Source organism: Planktothricoides raciborskii GIHE-MW2, from assembly GCF_040564635.1.
GTDB classification, from domain to species: Bacteria; Cyanobacteriota; Cyanobacteriia; order Cyanobacteriales; family Laspinemataceae; genus Planktothricoides; species Planktothricoides raciborskii.
In genome coordinates, this window is sequence record NZ_CP159837.1 from 6881257 (window position 1) to 6898386 (window position 17130).

At 40.7% G+C, this 17130-nt stretch carries 13 protein-coding genes and 1 pseudogene; 7 read left to right on the forward strand and 7 right to left on the reverse strand.

Annotation, left to right across the window (positions count from 1 at the left end; genetic code table 11):
- The first annotated feature begins 184 nt into the window (after window positions 1–184).
- The 3 genes from bchE (at window position 185) to ABWT76_RS29390 (ending at window position 2782) form a co-directional block, all read left to right on the forward strand.
- Window positions 185–1783 (forward strand): magnesium-protoporphyrin IX monomethyl ester anaerobic oxidative cyclase, encoded by a 1599-nt coding sequence (bchE, locus tag ABWT76_RS29380; RefSeq protein ID WP_354635365.1) that lies wholly within the window; start codon window positions 185–187, stop codon window positions 1781–1783.
- A gap of 629 nt (window positions 1784–2412) precedes the next feature.
- Window positions 2413–2526 carry a type II toxin-antitoxin system PemK/MazF family toxin gene (locus ABWT76_RS29385; RefSeq protein ID WP_277926263.1) on the forward strand — a complete coding sequence of 38 codons (114 nt, stop codon included), beginning with the start codon at window positions 2413–2415 and terminating at the stop codon, window positions 2524–2526.
- A gap of 28 nt (window positions 2527–2554) precedes the next feature.
- A complete protein-coding gene (locus ABWT76_RS29390; RefSeq protein WP_354636448.1) occupies window positions 2555–2782 on the forward strand; it encodes a type II toxin-antitoxin system PemK/MazF family toxin in 228 nt (75 codons plus the stop codon).
- A 455-nt stretch (window positions 2783–3237) separates the two neighbouring features.
- On the opposite strand, the gene ABWT76_RS29395 is transcribed toward ABWT76_RS29390, so the two are convergent.
- The gene (locus ABWT76_RS29395) at window positions 3238–6942 is read right to left on the reverse strand and encodes a hypothetical protein (protein WP_190876812.1); all 3705 of its coding nucleotides are present in this window, start codon (window positions 6940–6942) and stop codon (window positions 3238–3240) included.
- Window positions 6943–6998: 56 nt separating this feature from the next.
- Entirely contained in the window at window positions 6999–8780 is a 1782-nt protein-coding gene (locus ABWT76_RS29400; RefSeq protein ID WP_190876810.1) for a hypothetical protein, read from the reverse strand.
- Window positions 8781–9569: 789 nt separating this feature from the next.
- Between ABWT76_RS29400 and ABWT76_RS29405 the strand changes: the two genes are divergently transcribed.
- Window positions 9570–10982 carry an NB-ARC domain-containing protein gene (locus tag ABWT76_RS29405; protein ID WP_354635366.1) on the forward strand — a complete coding sequence of 471 codons (1413 nt, stop codon included), beginning with the start codon at window positions 9570–9572 and terminating at the stop codon, window positions 10980–10982.
- A gap of 211 nt (window positions 10983–11193) precedes the next feature.
- Here the strand turns inward: ABWT76_RS29405 and ABWT76_RS29410 are convergent, their stop codons facing one another.
- The 5 genes and pseudogenes from ABWT76_RS29410 to ABWT76_RS30750 all read right to left on the reverse strand — a co-directional run bounded on the left by ABWT76_RS29410 (window position 11194) and on the right by ABWT76_RS30750 (window position 13267).
- Window positions 11194–11415 carry a hypothetical protein gene (locus tag ABWT76_RS29410; RefSeq protein WP_354635367.1) on the reverse strand — a complete coding sequence of 74 codons (222 nt, stop codon included), beginning with the start codon at window positions 11413–11415 and terminating at the stop codon, window positions 11194–11196.
- A 1-nt stretch (window position 11416) separates the two neighbouring features.
- The gene (locus ABWT76_RS29415) at window positions 11417–11662 is read right to left on the reverse strand and encodes a DUF2281 domain-containing protein (protein WP_354635368.1); all 246 of its coding nucleotides are present in this window, start codon (window positions 11660–11662) and stop codon (window positions 11417–11419) included.
- Between the two features lie 104 nt (window positions 11663–11766).
- The gene (locus ABWT76_RS29420; protein ID WP_354635369.1) at window positions 11767–12156 is read right to left on the reverse strand and encodes a type II toxin-antitoxin system VapC family toxin; all 390 of its coding nucleotides are present in this window, start codon (window positions 12154–12156) and stop codon (window positions 11767–11769) included.
- 1 nt (window position 12157) lies between these two features.
- Window positions 12158–12856: a DUF2281 domain-containing protein gene (locus ABWT76_RS29425; RefSeq protein WP_354635370.1), complete on the reverse strand. Its 699-nt coding sequence runs from the start codon at window positions 12854–12856 to the stop codon at window positions 12158–12160.
- A 211-nt stretch (window positions 12857–13067) separates the two neighbouring features.
- Window positions 13068–13267, reverse strand: a pseudogene (locus ABWT76_RS30750) (hypothetical protein).
- Window positions 13268–13399: 132 nt separating this feature from the next.
- Here ABWT76_RS30750 and ABWT76_RS29430 point away from each other — a divergent pair.
- The 3 genes from ABWT76_RS29430 to ABWT76_RS29440 all read left to right on the forward strand — a co-directional run bounded on the left by ABWT76_RS29430 (window position 13400) and on the right by ABWT76_RS29440 (window position 17098).
- The gene (locus ABWT76_RS29430) at window positions 13400–15790 is read left to right on the forward strand and encodes a GUN4 domain-containing protein (protein ID WP_354635371.1); all 2391 of its coding nucleotides are present in this window, start codon (window positions 13400–13402) and stop codon (window positions 15788–15790) included.
- A 233-nt stretch (window positions 15791–16023) separates the two neighbouring features.
- On the forward strand, window positions 16024–16329 hold the full coding sequence (locus ABWT76_RS29435) for a hypothetical protein (protein ID WP_054465567.1): 306 nt from the start codon (window positions 16024–16026) through the stop codon (window positions 16327–16329).
- A gap of 10 nt (window positions 16330–16339) precedes the next feature.
- A complete protein-coding gene (locus ABWT76_RS29440) occupies window positions 16340–17098 on the forward strand; it encodes a GDSL-type esterase/lipase family protein (protein ID WP_054465568.1) in 759 nt (252 codons plus the stop codon).
- Window positions 17099–17130 lie beyond the last annotated feature (32 nt).

The window sequence follows — 17130 nt, forward strand, 5'->3', positions numbered from 1 at the left end:
CCACAAAGACACAAAAGACCATTAGCATAATTACGGAAAAAAACCACCAAAAACCCTGAAAAATGGGGCTTAGGGAGGGATGTAAAAAGCATAAATATTTTCTTCTGCGTTTGTGTCCTTTGTGTCCTTTGTGTCTTTGTGGTAAATCTGTTTATAATCTGCTTATTTTTATCAGGAGAAAAATATGATGAAAATAATGATGGTTCAACCGAATTATCACTCTGGTGGGGCGGAAATTGCCGGAAATTGGCCGCCAAGTTGGGTGCCTTATGTGGGGGGCGCGTTGAAAACCGCAGGGTTTAAGAATATTCGCTTCGTAGACGCGATGACAAATAATATCTCTGACGATATTTTAAGGGAAATTATTGAGAGAAATCAGCCGGATGTGGTGCTGGCAACGGCAATTACCCCGATGATTTATCAATCGCAGAAAACTCTGAAGATGGTGAAAGAAGTTTGCCCCCAAGCGAAGACGATTATGGGGGGAATTCACCCCACTTATATGTATGCAGAAGTTTTGACGGAATCCCCTTGGGTGGATTATATTATTCGGGGTGAAGGGGAAGAGATTACGGTGAATTTGATGCGGGCGATCGCTGCGGGAACGGATATGAGCGATCGCCACCAAATTAAAGGGATTGCATTTTTAGAAAATGGCCAAATTTTCGCCACACCAGCCCACGATCCAATTGCCAATCTGGATACATTAACCCCGGATTGGAGTTTATTAGAATGGGATAAATATATTTATATTCCCTTAAATGTGCGGGTAGCGGTACCCAACTACGCTAGGGGTTGTCCGTTTACCTGCCGGTTCTGTTCTCAGTGGAAATTTTGGCGCAATTATCGCATCCGCACGCCAAAATTATTCGTGGATGAAATTGAAACCCTGGTGAAAGAACACCATGTAGGTTTCTTTATTTTAGCTGATGAAGAACCGACGATTAATCGGAAACAATTTATCGCCTTATGTGAGGAATTAATCGATCGCAACTTGGGGGTTCACTGGGGAATTAATACTCGCGTCACCGATATTTTACGGGATGCAGAGTTACTGCCTCTCTATCGGAAAGCGGGATTAGTTCATGTGTCCCTGGGCACGGAAGCAGCCGCCCAATTAAACCTGAATGTGTTTCGCAAACAAACCACCATTGAAGATAATCACCGGGCGGTGCAATTGCTGAAAGAAAATGGCATTGTGGCCGAAGCCCAATTTATTATGGGTTTAGAAAATGAAACCCCGGAAACCATTGAAGAAACCTATAATATGGCGCTGAAATGGAATCCAGATATGGTGAACTGGAATATATTTACTCCTTGGCCATTTTCTGAATTATTCCAAGAAATCGGCGATCGCGTCGAAGTGCGGGACTACTCTCAATATAACTTTGTCACCCCAATTATTAAACCCAACAACATGGAACGAGAAGAGGTACTCAAAGGGGTACTACATAACTATGCTCGTTTCTATATGCGGAAAACATTTGAGTATTGGTTAATCAAAGATAGCTTTAAGCGGAAATATATGTTGGGCTGCTTAAAAGCCTTTGCCAAAGCAACTTTAAATAAGCGCTTTTATAACCTTAACCGCGTCAAACAAAAAGGGCTACATACGGAAATTGATTTAGGGTTCGATCAATCCAAAATTTACACCAGAGAAGAAATCGCCAAACGGAAACAAGAACATCCCGAACTGGCCGCAGATATCAATTTTGCGGGCACCGCTTGCGCGAAAGCTGGGGACAATTCATCAAATTCTGACTCCTCCGCTTGTTATTTATAATAAGTAATACCAATTTTAAGAATTCTTGCTACAATTTCAAGTTTATTTGGGCGCAAGCATTGCGCCCCTACTGTTGTATGAATTTTTGTAAATGGTATAATAGACCTCTGGCAAAATTCTGATGCATCCCCCCTTTTTAAGGGGGGGATCGTACCCGTTATGAAAGCCAGAATTGTCTAATACTTCGATCGCATCAAACTTGGATGCTCCCGAAAAAATTTTTTTCAATTTTTACCAAAAAACCGGTTTTTTGACTGAATAAACCGGTTTTTGGCTTTGGGATTTATCTGGCTATGTGGCTATATATGGCAGACAATTTTTCAGAAAAAGATACAGGCGATCGTCCTTAAAGATTTAACTAGGATTAAGTGGAAAGATAGTAATATCCTACCTTTAATAAATGGACTTGTAAAATTATGATAAAGTTAGTATTACCTTAGAGGATGAAATTTTAGAGTTTGTCGATCGCATCGCCACGAACCGGAGTAGCTTCATCAATGATGTTTTGTGGGAAGAGAAAAAAAGAATTTTTATGAAAGAGTTAGCAGATGCTTACAAAGAGCAAGATCGTGACCCAGAATTTCGTGAAGAAATGTCTGTTTGGGATATTACCGTAGGTGATGGACTCAATGCCTAATGGAATTTTGACTTACAAGCGTGGAGATATCTGGTGGGTTGATTTGAACCCGGTGGTGGGTAGTGAAACAGGTAAAGAACGCCCTTGCTTGATGCAAGCAAAATGATATTGGCAACCAAAATGGGGCGACGACAATCGTTGCCCCATTCTTACCGGGGAAAAAGACATATCCATTTGTTGTCAATGTAACACCAACTCCCCAAAACGGATTAGATATAGATCGACATATAAATTTGACTCAAATCAGAACTGTAGATTTTCAAAGGATCAAAAATCAGCAGGGTGTTTTGGAGGAAAGTTATTGGCCAGCCATTGAGAAAGCTGTATGTATTGAACTAGGTTTTAGTGATGTGTTTACATAGATTTTGTAACCAACAAGGTTTATGCGTAGATTATCTAGTTTTTCGGTAGGGTGCGTTAGGCGGGGGAAAACTTGGGAATTTTTACAGAGATTAAAAAGCCCGCCGTAACGCACCTTTCTTTCTAAAAATCATGGTGCGTTACGGCTTGAACCGATCGCCTATTTTAATTTCGGATCGGCAACGGATATTTTTGGGTCAGGGGCGATCGGCTATTTTAATTTCGCCGATCGCTCCCCATACTTGACCGAAATAATGGGCGATCGTGCTTTAATAGAGGCAGTCAGTAAACAGAATAAATGCGATCGCTCAGACTAGATGATTCGAGACGCGATCGCTTTTTTACTATTGCCCTATTTTAAGCTTGACACGGCACTACAAGAGTGGCGATCGCATCCCGACATATAGAAAAGTGCGCTCGCTGATTTTTCCTAGACTAGATTTGAAGCTAATCAATTTCAACCATTAAGTCCACCGGTTGCTTCTATAATCGACTCCGAAATCTGTAGCCCGCCATACAATGCTATCAGCACTCCCATTACACCAGCAAGAATTGCCTTAGATTTCGGCTCTTCATCCATCCGTACTGCGAAGGCGCAGATCCGATTAAGGTAATTACAGATATTGCTAGTCTCATCAAGAATCGCTTCGGTACGATTCCTTGATGCTGGATAACTCGATAGCTCGGAGAAATGGTAGCATGTCGGTAGCAATGCCAAGACAGCAATCGTGGCATCAAACCCTGTTCCTATCTTTTTCGTCTTCGTCGTCAGAGATTGGATCTCTCCCGCATCCGTAATCCCGCGCTTCTTGGCAATAGCCTTTGGTGCGGCATAGAATGCTACCTTCCCTAAAAGGGTGGCACCTGTGCTAACGCTCGATATTTTTGACATCACGGCATTCTGAATCGGATATGGCTGTGCTAAAACTGTCGCTAAACCTGCTGACATAGCACCAACTGCCCCGGATATCCCTACTGCCGTTTCATACTCACTACTACCTTCATCCGATAAAGCATCTGCTACTGCCAATACAGAAGTTAACATTGCAACAACCCCACCAAGGAGATGCCCAATAAGAAAGATGGGATCTTTTGCATTTTTCGGGAGATCGATAGGGACAAGCGATGACTCTTCTTTACCGGAACCATCTGCTGATACTGCTGCGATTGACATCATTGGTTGTATTTCATGTAACATCATTGATTGTATTTCGTAAGGAGCTACCGAGTGTATTCCGCCACTGCCACCTCCTGTGCTGCTACTAGCAAACGCCGTTCGTAACGAGTCGAGATCCTTAGCTGCAAGAATCTTGTCGCTAAATCCGTCGCCCGACGAGAAGGGAGCAGAACCTTTAATTCCCTTATAGACTAAGGTTGCAGGAACTGCTCCAATCATCATAATCACATCAAGCATGGAGAATGAAATTGTTATCCCAACATCTTCCAAAATATCTGAGAGGACAGGAATCCAAATCGGAGTATCCAGTGCCTTGATGACGGCTCCTGCGAGAATAACAAAGACATCAATGAGGATATCTACTAGATCCTCCGTACTATTTAACAGTGCATCCACAACAATTGCTGTGAGTTTTTTCAGCACGTCACTGAGTGAAAGTGACTCATATTGCGAATTCCCTATCAACTCGAACTGAATTCGGTTCACCGCATCGATCAGCACATTACCTTCGTCCTCTAGTGCTTGAATGGTACGATTAAGCAGATCGTCAATCACATCTACAGCAGCATTGCTGGAGCCTTGACTTTGGCTATTAGGTGCATTGTGAACGAAATGCTGAAAGAGAAACATAGCAGGTGAAGTAAAAACTTCTTCGATATCAGTTATTGCTTGTAGATAACCGAGAGGATGACTGCTATTTTGTACACTTGGTTGCCAGTCATCGTGCTTAATTCCTGCCCAATCATCTACTGTATTTTTAGCCTCAGTAATGAAACCGTTGAAGTCTGTTTTAAAGCCTTCAATACCATCGAGTACATGATCGAAATAGAGAAGGAGAAGTTTCTTGAATACATCTTTGGTGCGGACAAAATCTTCCCAATCGAACAGGAACTTCAAATAGTCAATAAGATCGCCAATAAAAGTCTTGATAGCGTTAAAGACAAGTTCAAATGCATGGGCTACTTTTTCAGCACAATCAATGACAAATCGATAGGCTTTTTCACCAATTTTGGCAATAAAATGCCAAGCGTCTTCTGCCGCCACGATGAAGACATGAAAGACTTCTTTGCCAAATTCCCAAATATTTTCCCAAAAGCTAATGAAATCCCCTGCGACAACCTCAATCGCACTGGTAAAGTCACTGAAGCCGTTGCTAGTAGGAAAATTATGGGCGGGAAGTGCAACCGCATTACCACCAGCAAAAGCGTTAAAAGAATTTGGTTGAACCGCTAAAGCAAAAATCTGATTATGGGGAACAGCAGATAAGGAGGAAGTAGTTGTAGGAGTTGCAGTTTTGACAGAACCATCAGCAGGTAGAGATTGTGAAACGGTTGCAAGTTGTTTGATGGAATCGACAACGGCTTGTTTGTCAGCATCGCTGGTGGAGGATGAAATTAAGGATTTAGGTGTAGAATCAATTGCTCCATACTCAATCTTGGCATTATTTAACTTTTCTATACTATCGAGTTGTTCAACTTTTTTCCTTGGTTTATCCATCGGGTTAATGCTGATCGCGTGACCATCATTTCCATAAATCTTGAAACAAGATCCTTTGAGACTACTGACTTTTTCAACAATGGTGATGCCTCCCATTGAGTCGGAAGTAATCTCAATCGGTTCTTTATCCAAGATATAGTACCGATTATTAATATAAACACTACAACTATCAAGAGAACATATTTTTATTTTAGCTCTATATATTGGGGCATTTTTATCATCAGCAACATGAATTCTCGTGGTATAGGAGTTAAATTTTAGAGATTTAGCGTCTCGGTAAAGAGAAGGCAATAAAATGTCATTATATTTCCAGATGGTTGTTTCTGGAGATTGAACCGCTTTCTTTAACTGATTACCACCGACATGAGCAAAAAAGGTATTACCATCATTGACACAGTTAACATAAGGTGTAACCTGTTCAACACCATTTAAAAGAGCAAGAGGATAGCTCCAAGCAGATGAATTTTTGATGTCCGCCTTATTACAAGTTGTATAAAAAATTTCCTGCGCCCTGTTCACACCCCAAACAATAACTTTAGAATCAGTTGTGTGAACGAATAACTTTTGGACATCAAGGAAAATATCATTTTCAAAAACTTTGATCCCCTCTTTCCCATCTTGTTGTCGATCGTAGGGAAAATAATAAAGTGCTTTATCACCAGCAACAAAAAGATCGGTAAAGTTGCTATCGGCTGCCGCACCTACGGCAATAGCAGAAGCAGAGGGTGGTGTAACTAACCTGACGGGATTGGCAGGAACACGAGGGTTAAAAGGATTATAGAGAGGCGTATAAATCAGTTCGAGCTTATTATCTATATCGCCCAAAGTATAAATTCCTTCAACTCGTTCTCTCGATCTTTTACCCAGACAACTTTTGATTTGATCTGGCTCTAGATTAGCGGGTAAATCATGAGCGTTCCAGATTTGTCCTGTAATTCGCTGAGTGGGATCTATATAATACCTGAAAACAAATTTTTGACTATCATCTGGATTCTTGATAATGTCAACAACAATATATTCCCCATTATGAACTTGAGCAATATAAATGTCATTAATTTCAATATTTGAAAAAGAATGGTTTTTATCGTCAAATGGCATAATTAGCCAGTTAACCTTTTGACTCCATGACATATCTGAGTTGGAATTATTTTGTGCTAGATATAAATAATCTTGTCCGTCCACAGTGATTGCTAAAGCAATGTCAACGTTATCATTATTTATGCTTTGTGAAACAGCAAAGGTTTTGGCAACGACAGGTAATCCGTTATGATATTGAGACAAGGTACTACTTAAATCGGTTTTTTGCCAGCCTGTAGCATGATCTACCAATTCTTTTGTTAAGTAAAAAACATTATTTGTACCAATCGAAAAAAGTAGGGAATGCCCCTCATTAGTTTGTAGTGCTTCAAATTGTGTATCTGGTGCAACAATTTCAGCCTGTTTATAATTCTGCATTAATTCTGACGAAAAGGTAATTTTGACTGACATGAATTTTCTCCTTACCGTTACATGAACTTTTTAATTTTTATTAGGCAAATATTCGATTAGAATAGAGTAGATTCTTCTGGATCTACATAGGTAACATGAGCAACGAGATCCTGATGATCTGAAAAATAAACATCCTTGAAGATAAAAGTTTTTCCACCCGGAAATACCCAGATACCAGACCCTTTTAACATTGCTAAAATTGCTGTCTCATGGTTGTCAAGGAAACGTTTTAGATTAGTCCAAAAACTTTTTACCTTATCGACCACACCATCAATTTGCCCCAAAGTAACAAATTCAGACCAACTACTGGGATCGATTTTATCTGAAAAATCGGAAAACTTTGGAGAACCTGTTGTTAAAACTACCGTTAGATTTCCTGATTGATCGACTCCTATTTGGTAAGATGTTTCTGTTTGGTACTTGACAAAGTTGCCTTCTGTTACTCCTCCCTCACAATTAATATGAACGTAGGCAGTTGCTGTTGTTACAGTCCTAATAATGTTGTTCTCTAAATAGATATCGCTTTGAACACTATTGGTTAAAGTTATATTCCCCCAAAGTGGCACAAAAGTATCGCTATCACTAGCACTTTTTGAATAGGAAAAAGTTAACACTTTAGATGTGCTATCATTAACTACTTGATAAGTTTGCGGAGTAGTATCGCCTGTGTAACCACAACTCCACTCCATATAAAAAGGATTGGGAATATTCATTTTGCAATTGGGTATAAGACAAACGCTGTTGAGTGATGGGGATAATTGCTGATTAAGGAAAGAGGCAAAAATTCCTTTCTTAATGGTCATCGTGCCAGCGTAATCACGTTCTTCCGATTTCTCAATCCAATTCCATCCAAATTCAACAGAAGCAGGCATATGGTGATTGTCAGACATCACCAAATAATTCAAAGTGTACAGATCGTAAATTTTCGTTGGTACTCCATTCTCATCACGGAAAGGAGATACCATAAATGTTAGATCGGTAGGGATGATGGACGAGGTTCTTGTTGATGGCTTTGTGGGCTTAACCGAATATCCCAAGAGAATATTTCCATCAGGGTTAGCAGGATCTTTACTCTGCTCGTCCTGCAACTGTTTCAAGTAGGAATTTATAAACACCCGTGTTAGATATATATAGGCGGTACTGGTAGGTTCTAAACCCATAACCGTAGGAGCAGTTTCTAAGCCTGCTGTGTTCAGATCAAGATATAACTGTTGAACACTAAACGCTGAATGTGGGTTTAAGTTTTTAACTTTTCTTTGTACAGTCTCTGGTAAATGGATAAAAGCACTATCACTCGAATTCAAATCTAACTTCACACTAAACTGAAATACCCAAGGTGCAGGTGCATCTGCTTGGGATAGATTAGTCCAAGAATAGCCACGTCGTTGAGGTTCGGCATTTAATATCCTGAAGTCCTTGAAAAACAGATTATAGGTAACGATAACTGAACCTTTGTCTAAAATGATGACATTTGGGATTGATTCCAGAGAAAAATCAGGTAGTCCCATTGTGGCTTTAAAGGCAAACGAAAAATAATTATCGTAGGCTTGATCAGCAGCAGCTTTCTGATCGGCAGTTTGATTAGTGGTGGGAATAGAGAATAGATCCATACCCGCTATTTTGGATAATCGATCGTAATCTCCGGGGACATCTGTATAAGTCCCATCACTTTGCTCTTGGGATACATAGCAACTGATAAACTCTTTTCCCTCGAATTTATCCAAAAATTGTTTCATTGTGGCATTTATGGACTCTTGCGTTGTCGAAACAACTAGGTCATATCCATATTGAGGCAAAGACAAGTTTGATTGATGTCCGCTTATGACAACTTTATCCATTTTTTATACTCTTGTAAAAATCGCTATACAATATCTGTCTGCTAACTTATAGTTTGCACTTACAATTCGCTCCCAACAACCGAAGTTACTGAACTTAAGAAATAACTTAATAACTTCTGATCCTCAAGTTGTTAAACCAAGAACACTCGATTATTTAAAGGATTGCAAAACTCATCATCCTGCTCGATTTCTTCCCTTAAATTCGGCATGCATGACCTAACTTTCGTATATACAGCCCTACATCCAGACTTTTACTCCTTGCAACTGCTCAGTCATCACAATGAATTGCGATCGCTCAAAAGGCTTACTCAATTCCCACTTGAATCGAAAAACCCGCCCCTCTGAGTACAATAGGATCAGCCACAGGCAAGCTTGACCTTCCATGACACCAGCTACCGAGATTTGTAGAAGAGCGATAATTCACCATGCCGAAGTTAATGAGAATCCGTTAAATTCCTTAACTTCGGTACTGGAAAAAAGCGAGTAATATAGAAATGGCTGTGCGAATCTACGGTAGTGAATCCTTTAGCTCTGACCTGCCTTGAGTCTGAAGTCGGGCATCGCATCTATACTTTCCGGTCAGACTGCCTTAAGAAAAATTTTTTCATGGGTGCAATTTTTAAAATAACCACTTTTTTTGTCAATAACCCTGTAGATTTCGCGACTTAAGCCATACTTGCATCCCTTGTGCAGGTCATTACCTGTGTCTAGCCCATCTTACCGATGCCCTAGAGACAGGCAATGTCGCCGATCCATAAAATATCCATTTATAAATTTGAGAGGTTTTCGATGATGCCCCAACGACGGAGCCGGAGACGTGGTGTAATCCTCACGCACCAAGGATTTCAGAAACTTCTAGATGCAAAAACCGCATCCGAAACCAATGAGAATTTTGATAAACGCTATTCCCATGAAGCTTTAGGTTTTCGCATGGGCTTAGATACGGATACAGTGGCAAAGGTCTTTGCTTGTGAAGTGGGAGTTGATAAAACAACCTTGAAGTGCTGTTTCCGAGCCTTTAACCTGCAACTAGACCCCGATGACTATCAATATGCCAAGCCAGTCATGGATTCACAGACAGACAACAGAGAAAATCACACTGCAAAAGTTGACAATTGTATAGATTGGGGGGAAGCTCCAGATGTCTCAGAGTTTTACGGACGCACAGAGGAACTGGCAACCCTCAAGCACTGGATTTTAACCGATCGCAGTCGCCTTGTCACCTTATTAGGCATGGAGGGAATGGGCAAAACCTATCTATCCGTGAAGCTAACCCAACAAATTCAGCATCACTTCGAGTTTGTGATTTGGCGATCGCTCCTCCCAACTTCCCCAGTCACCGATCTCCTAGCAGACCTGATCCCCATCCTATCCAATGGCCAAGAAACGGATTTACCAGAACCACTCAACCGCCAAATTTCTCGACTAATTCATTATTTGCAACGCCACCGTTGCTTGCTGGTTTTAGACGGTGCGGACAGCATTCTCCAAGACTGTGCCGCCCCAAAAATGACCTGTCGAGATTGTATCTGTCTCCAGCAACCAGCCAAAGGAGGATACTGTGAATTGTTTAAAAGAGTGGCAGAAGCCATTCATCAAAGTTGCTTAATCTTAACGAGTCGAGTCAAATCATACGAGTTAATCCCACTGGAAGGACAGACACGACCCGTGCGGGTATTTCCTCTTCAGGGATTACAGGTGACAGATATCCAAAAACTTTTTGGCACCAAAGGAACCTTTAGCGGAACGGCAGAAGACTGGAATCGATTAGTCGATTCCTATGCCGGAAATCCCCTGGTTCTCAACCAAATTGCCACAACGATTCAACAGCTATTTAACGGGAACATTACTGAATTTTTAAAACAAAAAATTACAGTTTTTGGTTCATTTTTTAATAGTTTAGATCGAGAATTTGAACATTTGCCCGATCTCGCTAAAGCAACGATTCAATGTATGGTTGTCAGTCATCAACCGATTACTTTTTCAAAGTTGCGAACCACGATCCAATCCTCGGTTTCCTCCCCAGCACTTTTGGAAACATTAGAACTATTGCAAGCGCGATCGTGGATTGATGCCAATGCCGGTCTGCTCTCTCTCCAACCGATGATCATGCAATATGCCAAATCTGTTATGGTTGAAAAAAAGATTGCCAAAGCTCAACCGATCGCCTTTCTGGAGCGAGAACGAAAGCTACTTCATTGAATCGCACTTGGATCGCAACCATTCAGGCGATCGGGCTGACAAAATACAAAAAATAGGCAGGAAGTGAGAATCGTAGGGTGGGCAAATTTTTGAGATTTAACCATCAATTCCGGCATTTTATCCGTTTGCCCACCCTACCAGAGTAGTAAATGTAGGGTGGGCAATGCCCACCCTACGCATTTTATCCTGATAACTTTTGTGTGGGGAATATTTATGACCAGATTCGTTGAATTGAATAAGGATTAAATTTAGTATCGCCACTCACCAGGAATAGCGATCGGTTCATAGCTTGAGTGACTAAAATGCGATCGCAAAGTCCGCAACTCTTTGTGTCCTTTGTGTCTTTGTGGTAACTCTTCTTATTTCGATCGCTTAATCGAGCATCACCCAAAACGTACCAGAGAAATACATGAGTATCTAAGAGAAATTTCATACTACATATATTCCTTAAAATCTTCCAGAGGTTCGTCAAAATCATCGGACATAATGATTTGTCCGGCAAGACTCCCATAACCATGAGATTTTTCCAAATTTTGTTGGTTCTCCTCCTTGCCGTTTGGTCGAGATGCTCCCGTCGAATTCACATATTTTTCTAACAAAAACTCGATATAGTGACCGACTTCGATTTTGAGTGACTCTGGCAATGCCTCGTATTTTTCTAAAATTTTTGCTTGTGTCATTGGTGTTTCTCCTAGTTGTTTCTCCAGTTTATTCATCAGTAAATGTAGGGTGGGCAATGCCCACGATACGCATTTTATACTGATAACTTTTGTGTGGGGAATATTTATGACCAGATTCGTTGAATTGAATAAGGATTAAATTTAGTATCGGCACTCACCAGGAATAGCGATCGGTTCATAGCTTGAGTGACTAAAATGCGATCGAATGGATCTCGATGACCGGGGATAACCGGCAAACTTGCGTAAGTTTGAGTATCTTCAACGGTTATGGGTAAAATTTCCGCATCGATCGTCACCACCTCCTGAAATAGCTCTTGAACTGGTCGATTAATTTCTAGTTTTCCCACGTTTAATTTAATGGAAATTTCCCATAAACTAACGATACTGAAATACAAACCAGTCTTGGCATCGATGATTTGTCTGGCTTCATTAATGAGTCTGGTATCTCCTAGTAAATACCAGAGGAATACATGAGTATCTAAGAGAAATTTCATGCTACATATAGTCCTTTAAATCTTCCAGGGGTTCGTCAAAATCATCGGACATAATGATTTGTCCAGCCCAACTCCCATAACCATGAGATTTTTCCAAATTTTGTTGGTTCTCATCTTCATACAGGTCATGACCTAAGGAGGCATTAACATCCTTAAGTAAACCCGCGACTACCCCGGCGGTCCAATGAGGGAATTCACCATCCTCCGCCATTTGGTTTAATTCTTTGAAGACTTCCTTCAACTCTTCAATTGCTTCGGGGGTGCCAACCTCGGCCAAGGAGCGGATTTGGGCTTTACGAGCCGCTACCTTCTTCTTCCCCCCGGACTCTCTACGAAGGGTTTCTTTGAGGGAAGCCCACTTATTAATGCGGGCTTCTATTACCTCCCGTCCAATACCTTCGGAGGATTTATCTTCGGCATTAAGGAATGCCTCTAATTGTCCGGCAAAGAACTGCCGGTTCATTGTCTTTGATGGGTCAACTACCCGGTTTTTCACCTCCTCAATCGATATGTCAGCTATGTCAATATCGACCCCACGGCTTGTGAGGGCCTCATCTTGGTTCTCCTCTTTGCCGTTTGGTCGAGATGCTCCCGTCGAATGGACATATTTTTCTAACAAAAACTCGATATAGTGACCGACTTCGATTTTGAGTGACTCTGGCAATGCCTCGTATTTTTCTAAAATTTTTGCTTGTGTCATTGGTGTTTCTCCTAGTTGTTTCTCCAGGTTATTCATCAGTATTAGCGACGATCTGGGGGGCAGTTCTTACCCGACTAGACTAATTTTTAAACCAATTATATCACTCAGATATATTTGGTTGTTGGTTGGTGGTTGTTGGTGGTTGGTGGTTGGTTGTTGTTTGTTGTTGTTTTCTGTTACTTGTTACTTTTAAATAATTAATTGTTAATCGCTAATAACCAATAAAAAACAAAAAAACAGCAAGAACCATGAACAAAAAAATCCCTACCCAAAGAATCCCTACCCAAAGAATCCCTACCCAAGAACCAACAACAAACAACCAAAGAATCCCTACCCAACAACCAACAACCAACAACCAACAACTAACAACCAACAACCAACAACAAAAATGCCTAAAATGGTTATGTTTATTCTCTTTCCTGTTTGCTCTCTATTCTCCCCTCTCCCATCTTTTTAACCCGATCGCGCATTGGGGGAAAAATAGGATATAAAAGGGATGAGCCATTCCCTATTGATGCCCTATTGATACCCAATTTCCCACCCATGAGTGATTACGCTTACCAAGTCGGCGGTAGCTTGCCGGTAGATGCTCCCAGCTATGTGAAACGGCAGGCAGATGAAGACCTTTATCAAGGGTTAAAAGCGGGAGAGTTTTGCTATGTGCTGAATTCCCGACAAATGGGTAAATCTTCGTTGCGGGTGCGGACGATGCAACGGTTACAAAAATCGGGAATTCTTTGTGCTTCCATTGATTTAACAGCGATCGGCACTTCAGAAATTACCCCAGAAGAATGGTATGCGGGGGTGATTGACAGTATTGTGGGCAGCTTAGATTTATATAATGTGTTTGATTTAGATGAATGGTGGGAAACCCAGGGACGGTTGTCAAATTTACGCCGCTTCAGTAAATTTATTGAGCAAATTCTCATTAATCAAGTTCAGCAACCTCTGGTGATTTTTATTGATGAAATTGATAGTGTCTTGAGTTTAAATTTTAAAGTTGATGACTTTTTTGCAGCGATTCGGGCTTGCTATAATAAACGGGCAGAACAGCCCGCATTAGGGCGATTGACTTTTTGTATTTTGGGGGTGACTACTCCTTATGATTTAATTCAGGATAGAAATCGCAGTACCCCATTTAATATTGGCAGAGCGATCGCTCTCACCGGATTTCAGTTCCATGAGGCAGAACCTCTAGCCCAGGGATTACGGCAAAAATTTGCCCATGCGGATCATATTTTAAAAGAGGTGTTGTCTTGGACTGGAGGACAGCCTTTTTTAACTCAAAAAGTTTGTCGAATGTTGGGCAATTTTACCCCTCCCACCACGGAGAAAACTTGGGCAAATTGGGTGGAAAAAATTATCCGTCAGCAGGTGATTTATAATTGGGAATCTCAGGATGAACCGGAACATTTACGCACTATTCGCGATCGCCTACTTTGGCGGGGCGATCGCCAAGGAAAAATCCTGCAACTATATCAGCAAATTTTACGCCAAGGGTCAATTATATCGCAGCAAAAGCCCGAATATTTAGATTTACAACTCACCGGCTTAGTGGTGAAACACAATAATAATTTAAAAGTATATAACCGCATCTATGGTGAAGTTTTTAATCAAACTTGGTTATCATCGGTTTTCAAAGAAAGTTTTACGAAAAATAATCCCCCAAATTCGTTCAATGATGTGGCAATTAACTACAGCCAACTCCGGGATTTGTTGGCGACTAAACAGTGGCAAGCAGCGGATCGAGAAACCGCAGCAATTATGCTGAAAATCGCTGGTAAAGAATCCGCCGGTCGATTAACAGGTCAGGATATGCAAAAATTTCCTTGTGAGGAACTTGGCAGAATTAACCAATTGTGGTTGGATTTTAGTGATGGAAGGTTTGGCTTTACGGTACAAAAACAGATTTGGGAACAAGTGGGGGGATTGGTCGATTCAGATGATTCTGAAACCTATTGTCGTTTCGCCGATCGCGTTGGTTGGCGCAAAAATGGTGCTTGGTTGGACTATTCCCAACTGAGGTTTAACAGCAATTCTAACACCACTTCTCCCCTGGGACATCTTCCTCGCGTTATGGTAGTTTTTTGGCCAACGGTTGCCGGTGATGAGACTTTCAACGAAAGGGATTTTTTAGAGGCGATCGCGCAAGCTGAAAACTGGACAGAAGAGGAAATAGGCGATTTATTTGAAGGATGTGTTTATCTTTTTAATCGGCTGAAGGATTGTGGTTTAGAATCTAGTTCAGAGTTAGCAGAAAATCCCCGCATAGATTCATCACCTTCTCTTGCGGATGATGCGAGAACCGGGGAATCAAAAAATATCGTCGTTAATTCACAAAAACCAATGACTCGCGTTCCATTAGTTTATGCCAAAGATCGGGATTTAAATTCAGGTTTCTTACATGAAGAGATGATTCATAATTGTTGGCTGAGAATTTATCTAGGATCTATTACGGATTTAGTTGTTGATGTGATCGTCAGTTCTGATGACATATATCTGACAATGGGCGGAGGAGTATCGGCCAAAATCAGACGAGTGGGCGGCGATGAAATTAAAAAAGAAGCTCAACTATTAACTCCTTTATCTTTAGGTGATATTGCCATTACCACCGCTGGAAATTTGGCGGCAAAAAAAATATTTCATGCAGCGGTGCTTGATTGGCAGCCCCTACAAAAGCCAACGGAAGATCCGATCAAAAAATCAGTGGTAAATTGCCTGGATTGTGCGAATTATTTAAAACTTAAAACCATTGCTTTTCCTTTGTTGGGAACTGGTAAAGCCCGGTTTACTTCTCTGCAAGTTTTTGATATTATGGTAAATGAGATTATCGCCAAAATTGGCACCGACAATCAAAGTATTGAGGAAGTAGCGATCGTCATTTTTGGTGATATATCTCTCGCGGAATATTTAATTTCAACGCTAAAAAAATAGTGATTGATTAATTAATTAGTTATATAAGCAGTTATCTAGGATGTGTCGATAGTCGATAAATAACCATAATTTACAGGCTGTTTACAGCATTTTAACCATAAAGATTAAGAGTAAACAATAAGCATCACCACTTATTGCCGATTATTTTGCCAGAAATAAATTACTAAAACGCTTCGCCCTGACAGAATTGTTTTATTATAATCAAATAATGAGATGTTGCCATAAATCCAATTATGAAGTTGAAAAATATAAATTTAATTGCCTTTGTCCTCATATTCCTCTTATCTTTCAGCATTGCCCAACCAGCGGCAGCAGCCTTTTGCCGGAATTACAAAGGAAATAGTATTTGTATTCTGAGTATTGAACGCAGTGCTAAATATTATTGGGAATATCGGGCAGCGGTGAAAGTGAATGGCGCAACTCGTCCGGTGGAAATTTATAATTGCCGCGATCGCACTCGGACAAAAGCAGATGGCAAAATCGTCTCATTCGAGAAAAATGGGGCAGGCAATTTGATTTGTACCGTGCTGAATCAGTAAAAGTTTTATTATGAAAAAAAGGCAAATTTTAGTTTTATTAAATATTGCTTTATTTGCTGTTTTATTCATTTCTATAATACTGAATTTTATCCTCTACAAACGAGGAATTCAGTATTATATAGACTTGAATCAGACTCGCTTAGATCCTTTTCAGGTAAGCACCTATCCCCCAGAGGCAAAACCGCCCAAAAATCCGCAAGCTTTATCAAAGCGAGTGGTATTTTTTGGAGACTCTAGAGTCCTGAGTTGGCCAGCGCCCAACTTGCCCAACTATGAATTTATTAATCGGGGAATTGGGGGACAAACTTCGGTGCAAATTAAAGGACGCTTTGACCAGCATATCCGTCCCCTGCAACCGGATATTGTGGTACTGCAACTAGGGATTAATGATTTAAAAACCATTGGCTTATTTCCCGAAAAAAAAGCGGAAATTATTGCCAATTGTCGAGAAAATATTCGAGAAATCGTCAAAAAATCTCAAGCCTTGGGAGCGGTGGTGATCGTCACGACAATTTTTCCTTTTGGGGATATTCCTATCACCCGGCAACCTTTATGGTCTGATGATATTTTGCCTGCGGTTCAAGAAATTAATGCCCATATTGCCAGTTTAGAGGATGAGGGGATTATTATATTTGATTCTTTTTCCATTCTCGCGGATGACCGGGGCATGATGCCAGCGTCTTATCGCATTGATGAGTTACACTATAACCAGCGGGGATATCAGAAAATTAATCAAGAGTTTACTGAGTTATTCAAAACCATTGATTAAATAATGATTATCTCTGCCTCTAAAAAAACCCG

Excerpts from the sequence above, each read along its gene's own strand:
- ABWT76_RS29415 (WP_354635368.1), bottom strand. The coding sequence starts at position 11,662 with ATGACACAAGCAAAAATTTTAGAAAAATACGAGGCATTGCCAGAGTCA.
- ABWT76_RS29435 (WP_054465567.1), top strand. The coding sequence starts at position 16,024 with ATGAAGTTGAAAAATATAAATTTAATTGCCTTTGTCCTCATATTCCTC.
- ABWT76_RS29425 (WP_354635370.1), bottom strand. The coding sequence starts at position 12,856 with ATGACACAAGCAAAAATTTTAGAAAAATACGAGGCATTGCCAGAGTCA.
- ABWT76_RS29430 (WP_354635371.1), top strand. The coding sequence starts at position 13,400 with ATGAGTGATTACGCTTACCAAGTCGGCGGTAGCTTGCCGGTAGATGCT.
- ABWT76_RS29385 (WP_277926263.1), top strand. The coding sequence starts at position 2,413 with ATGCCTAATGGAATTTTGACTTACAAGCGTGGAGATATCTGGTGGGTT.
- ABWT76_RS29440 (WP_054465568.1), top strand. The coding sequence starts at position 16,340 with ATGAAAAAAAGGCAAATTTTAGTTTTATTAAATATTGCTTTATTTGCT.
- ABWT76_RS29405 (WP_354635366.1), top strand. The coding sequence starts at position 9,570 with ATGATGCCCCAACGACGGAGCCGGAGACGTGGTGTAATCCTCACGCAC.
- ABWT76_RS29400 (WP_190876810.1), bottom strand. The coding sequence starts at position 8,780 with ATGGATAAAGTTGTCATAAGCGGACATCAATCAAACTTGTCTTTGCCT.
- ABWT76_RS29395 (WP_190876812.1), bottom strand. The coding sequence starts at position 6,942 with ATGTCAGTCAAAATTACCTTTTCGTCAGAATTAATGCAGAATTATAAA.
- bchE (WP_354635365.1), top strand. The coding sequence starts at position 185 with ATGATGAAAATAATGATGGTTCAACCGAATTATCACTCTGGTGGGGCG.
- ABWT76_RS29410 (WP_354635367.1), bottom strand. The coding sequence starts at position 11,415 with ATGAAATTTCTCTTAGATACTCATGTATTTCTCTGGTACGTTTTGGGT.
- ABWT76_RS29420 (WP_354635369.1), bottom strand. The coding sequence starts at position 12,156 with ATGAAATTTCTCTTAGATACTCATGTATTCCTCTGGTATTTACTAGGA.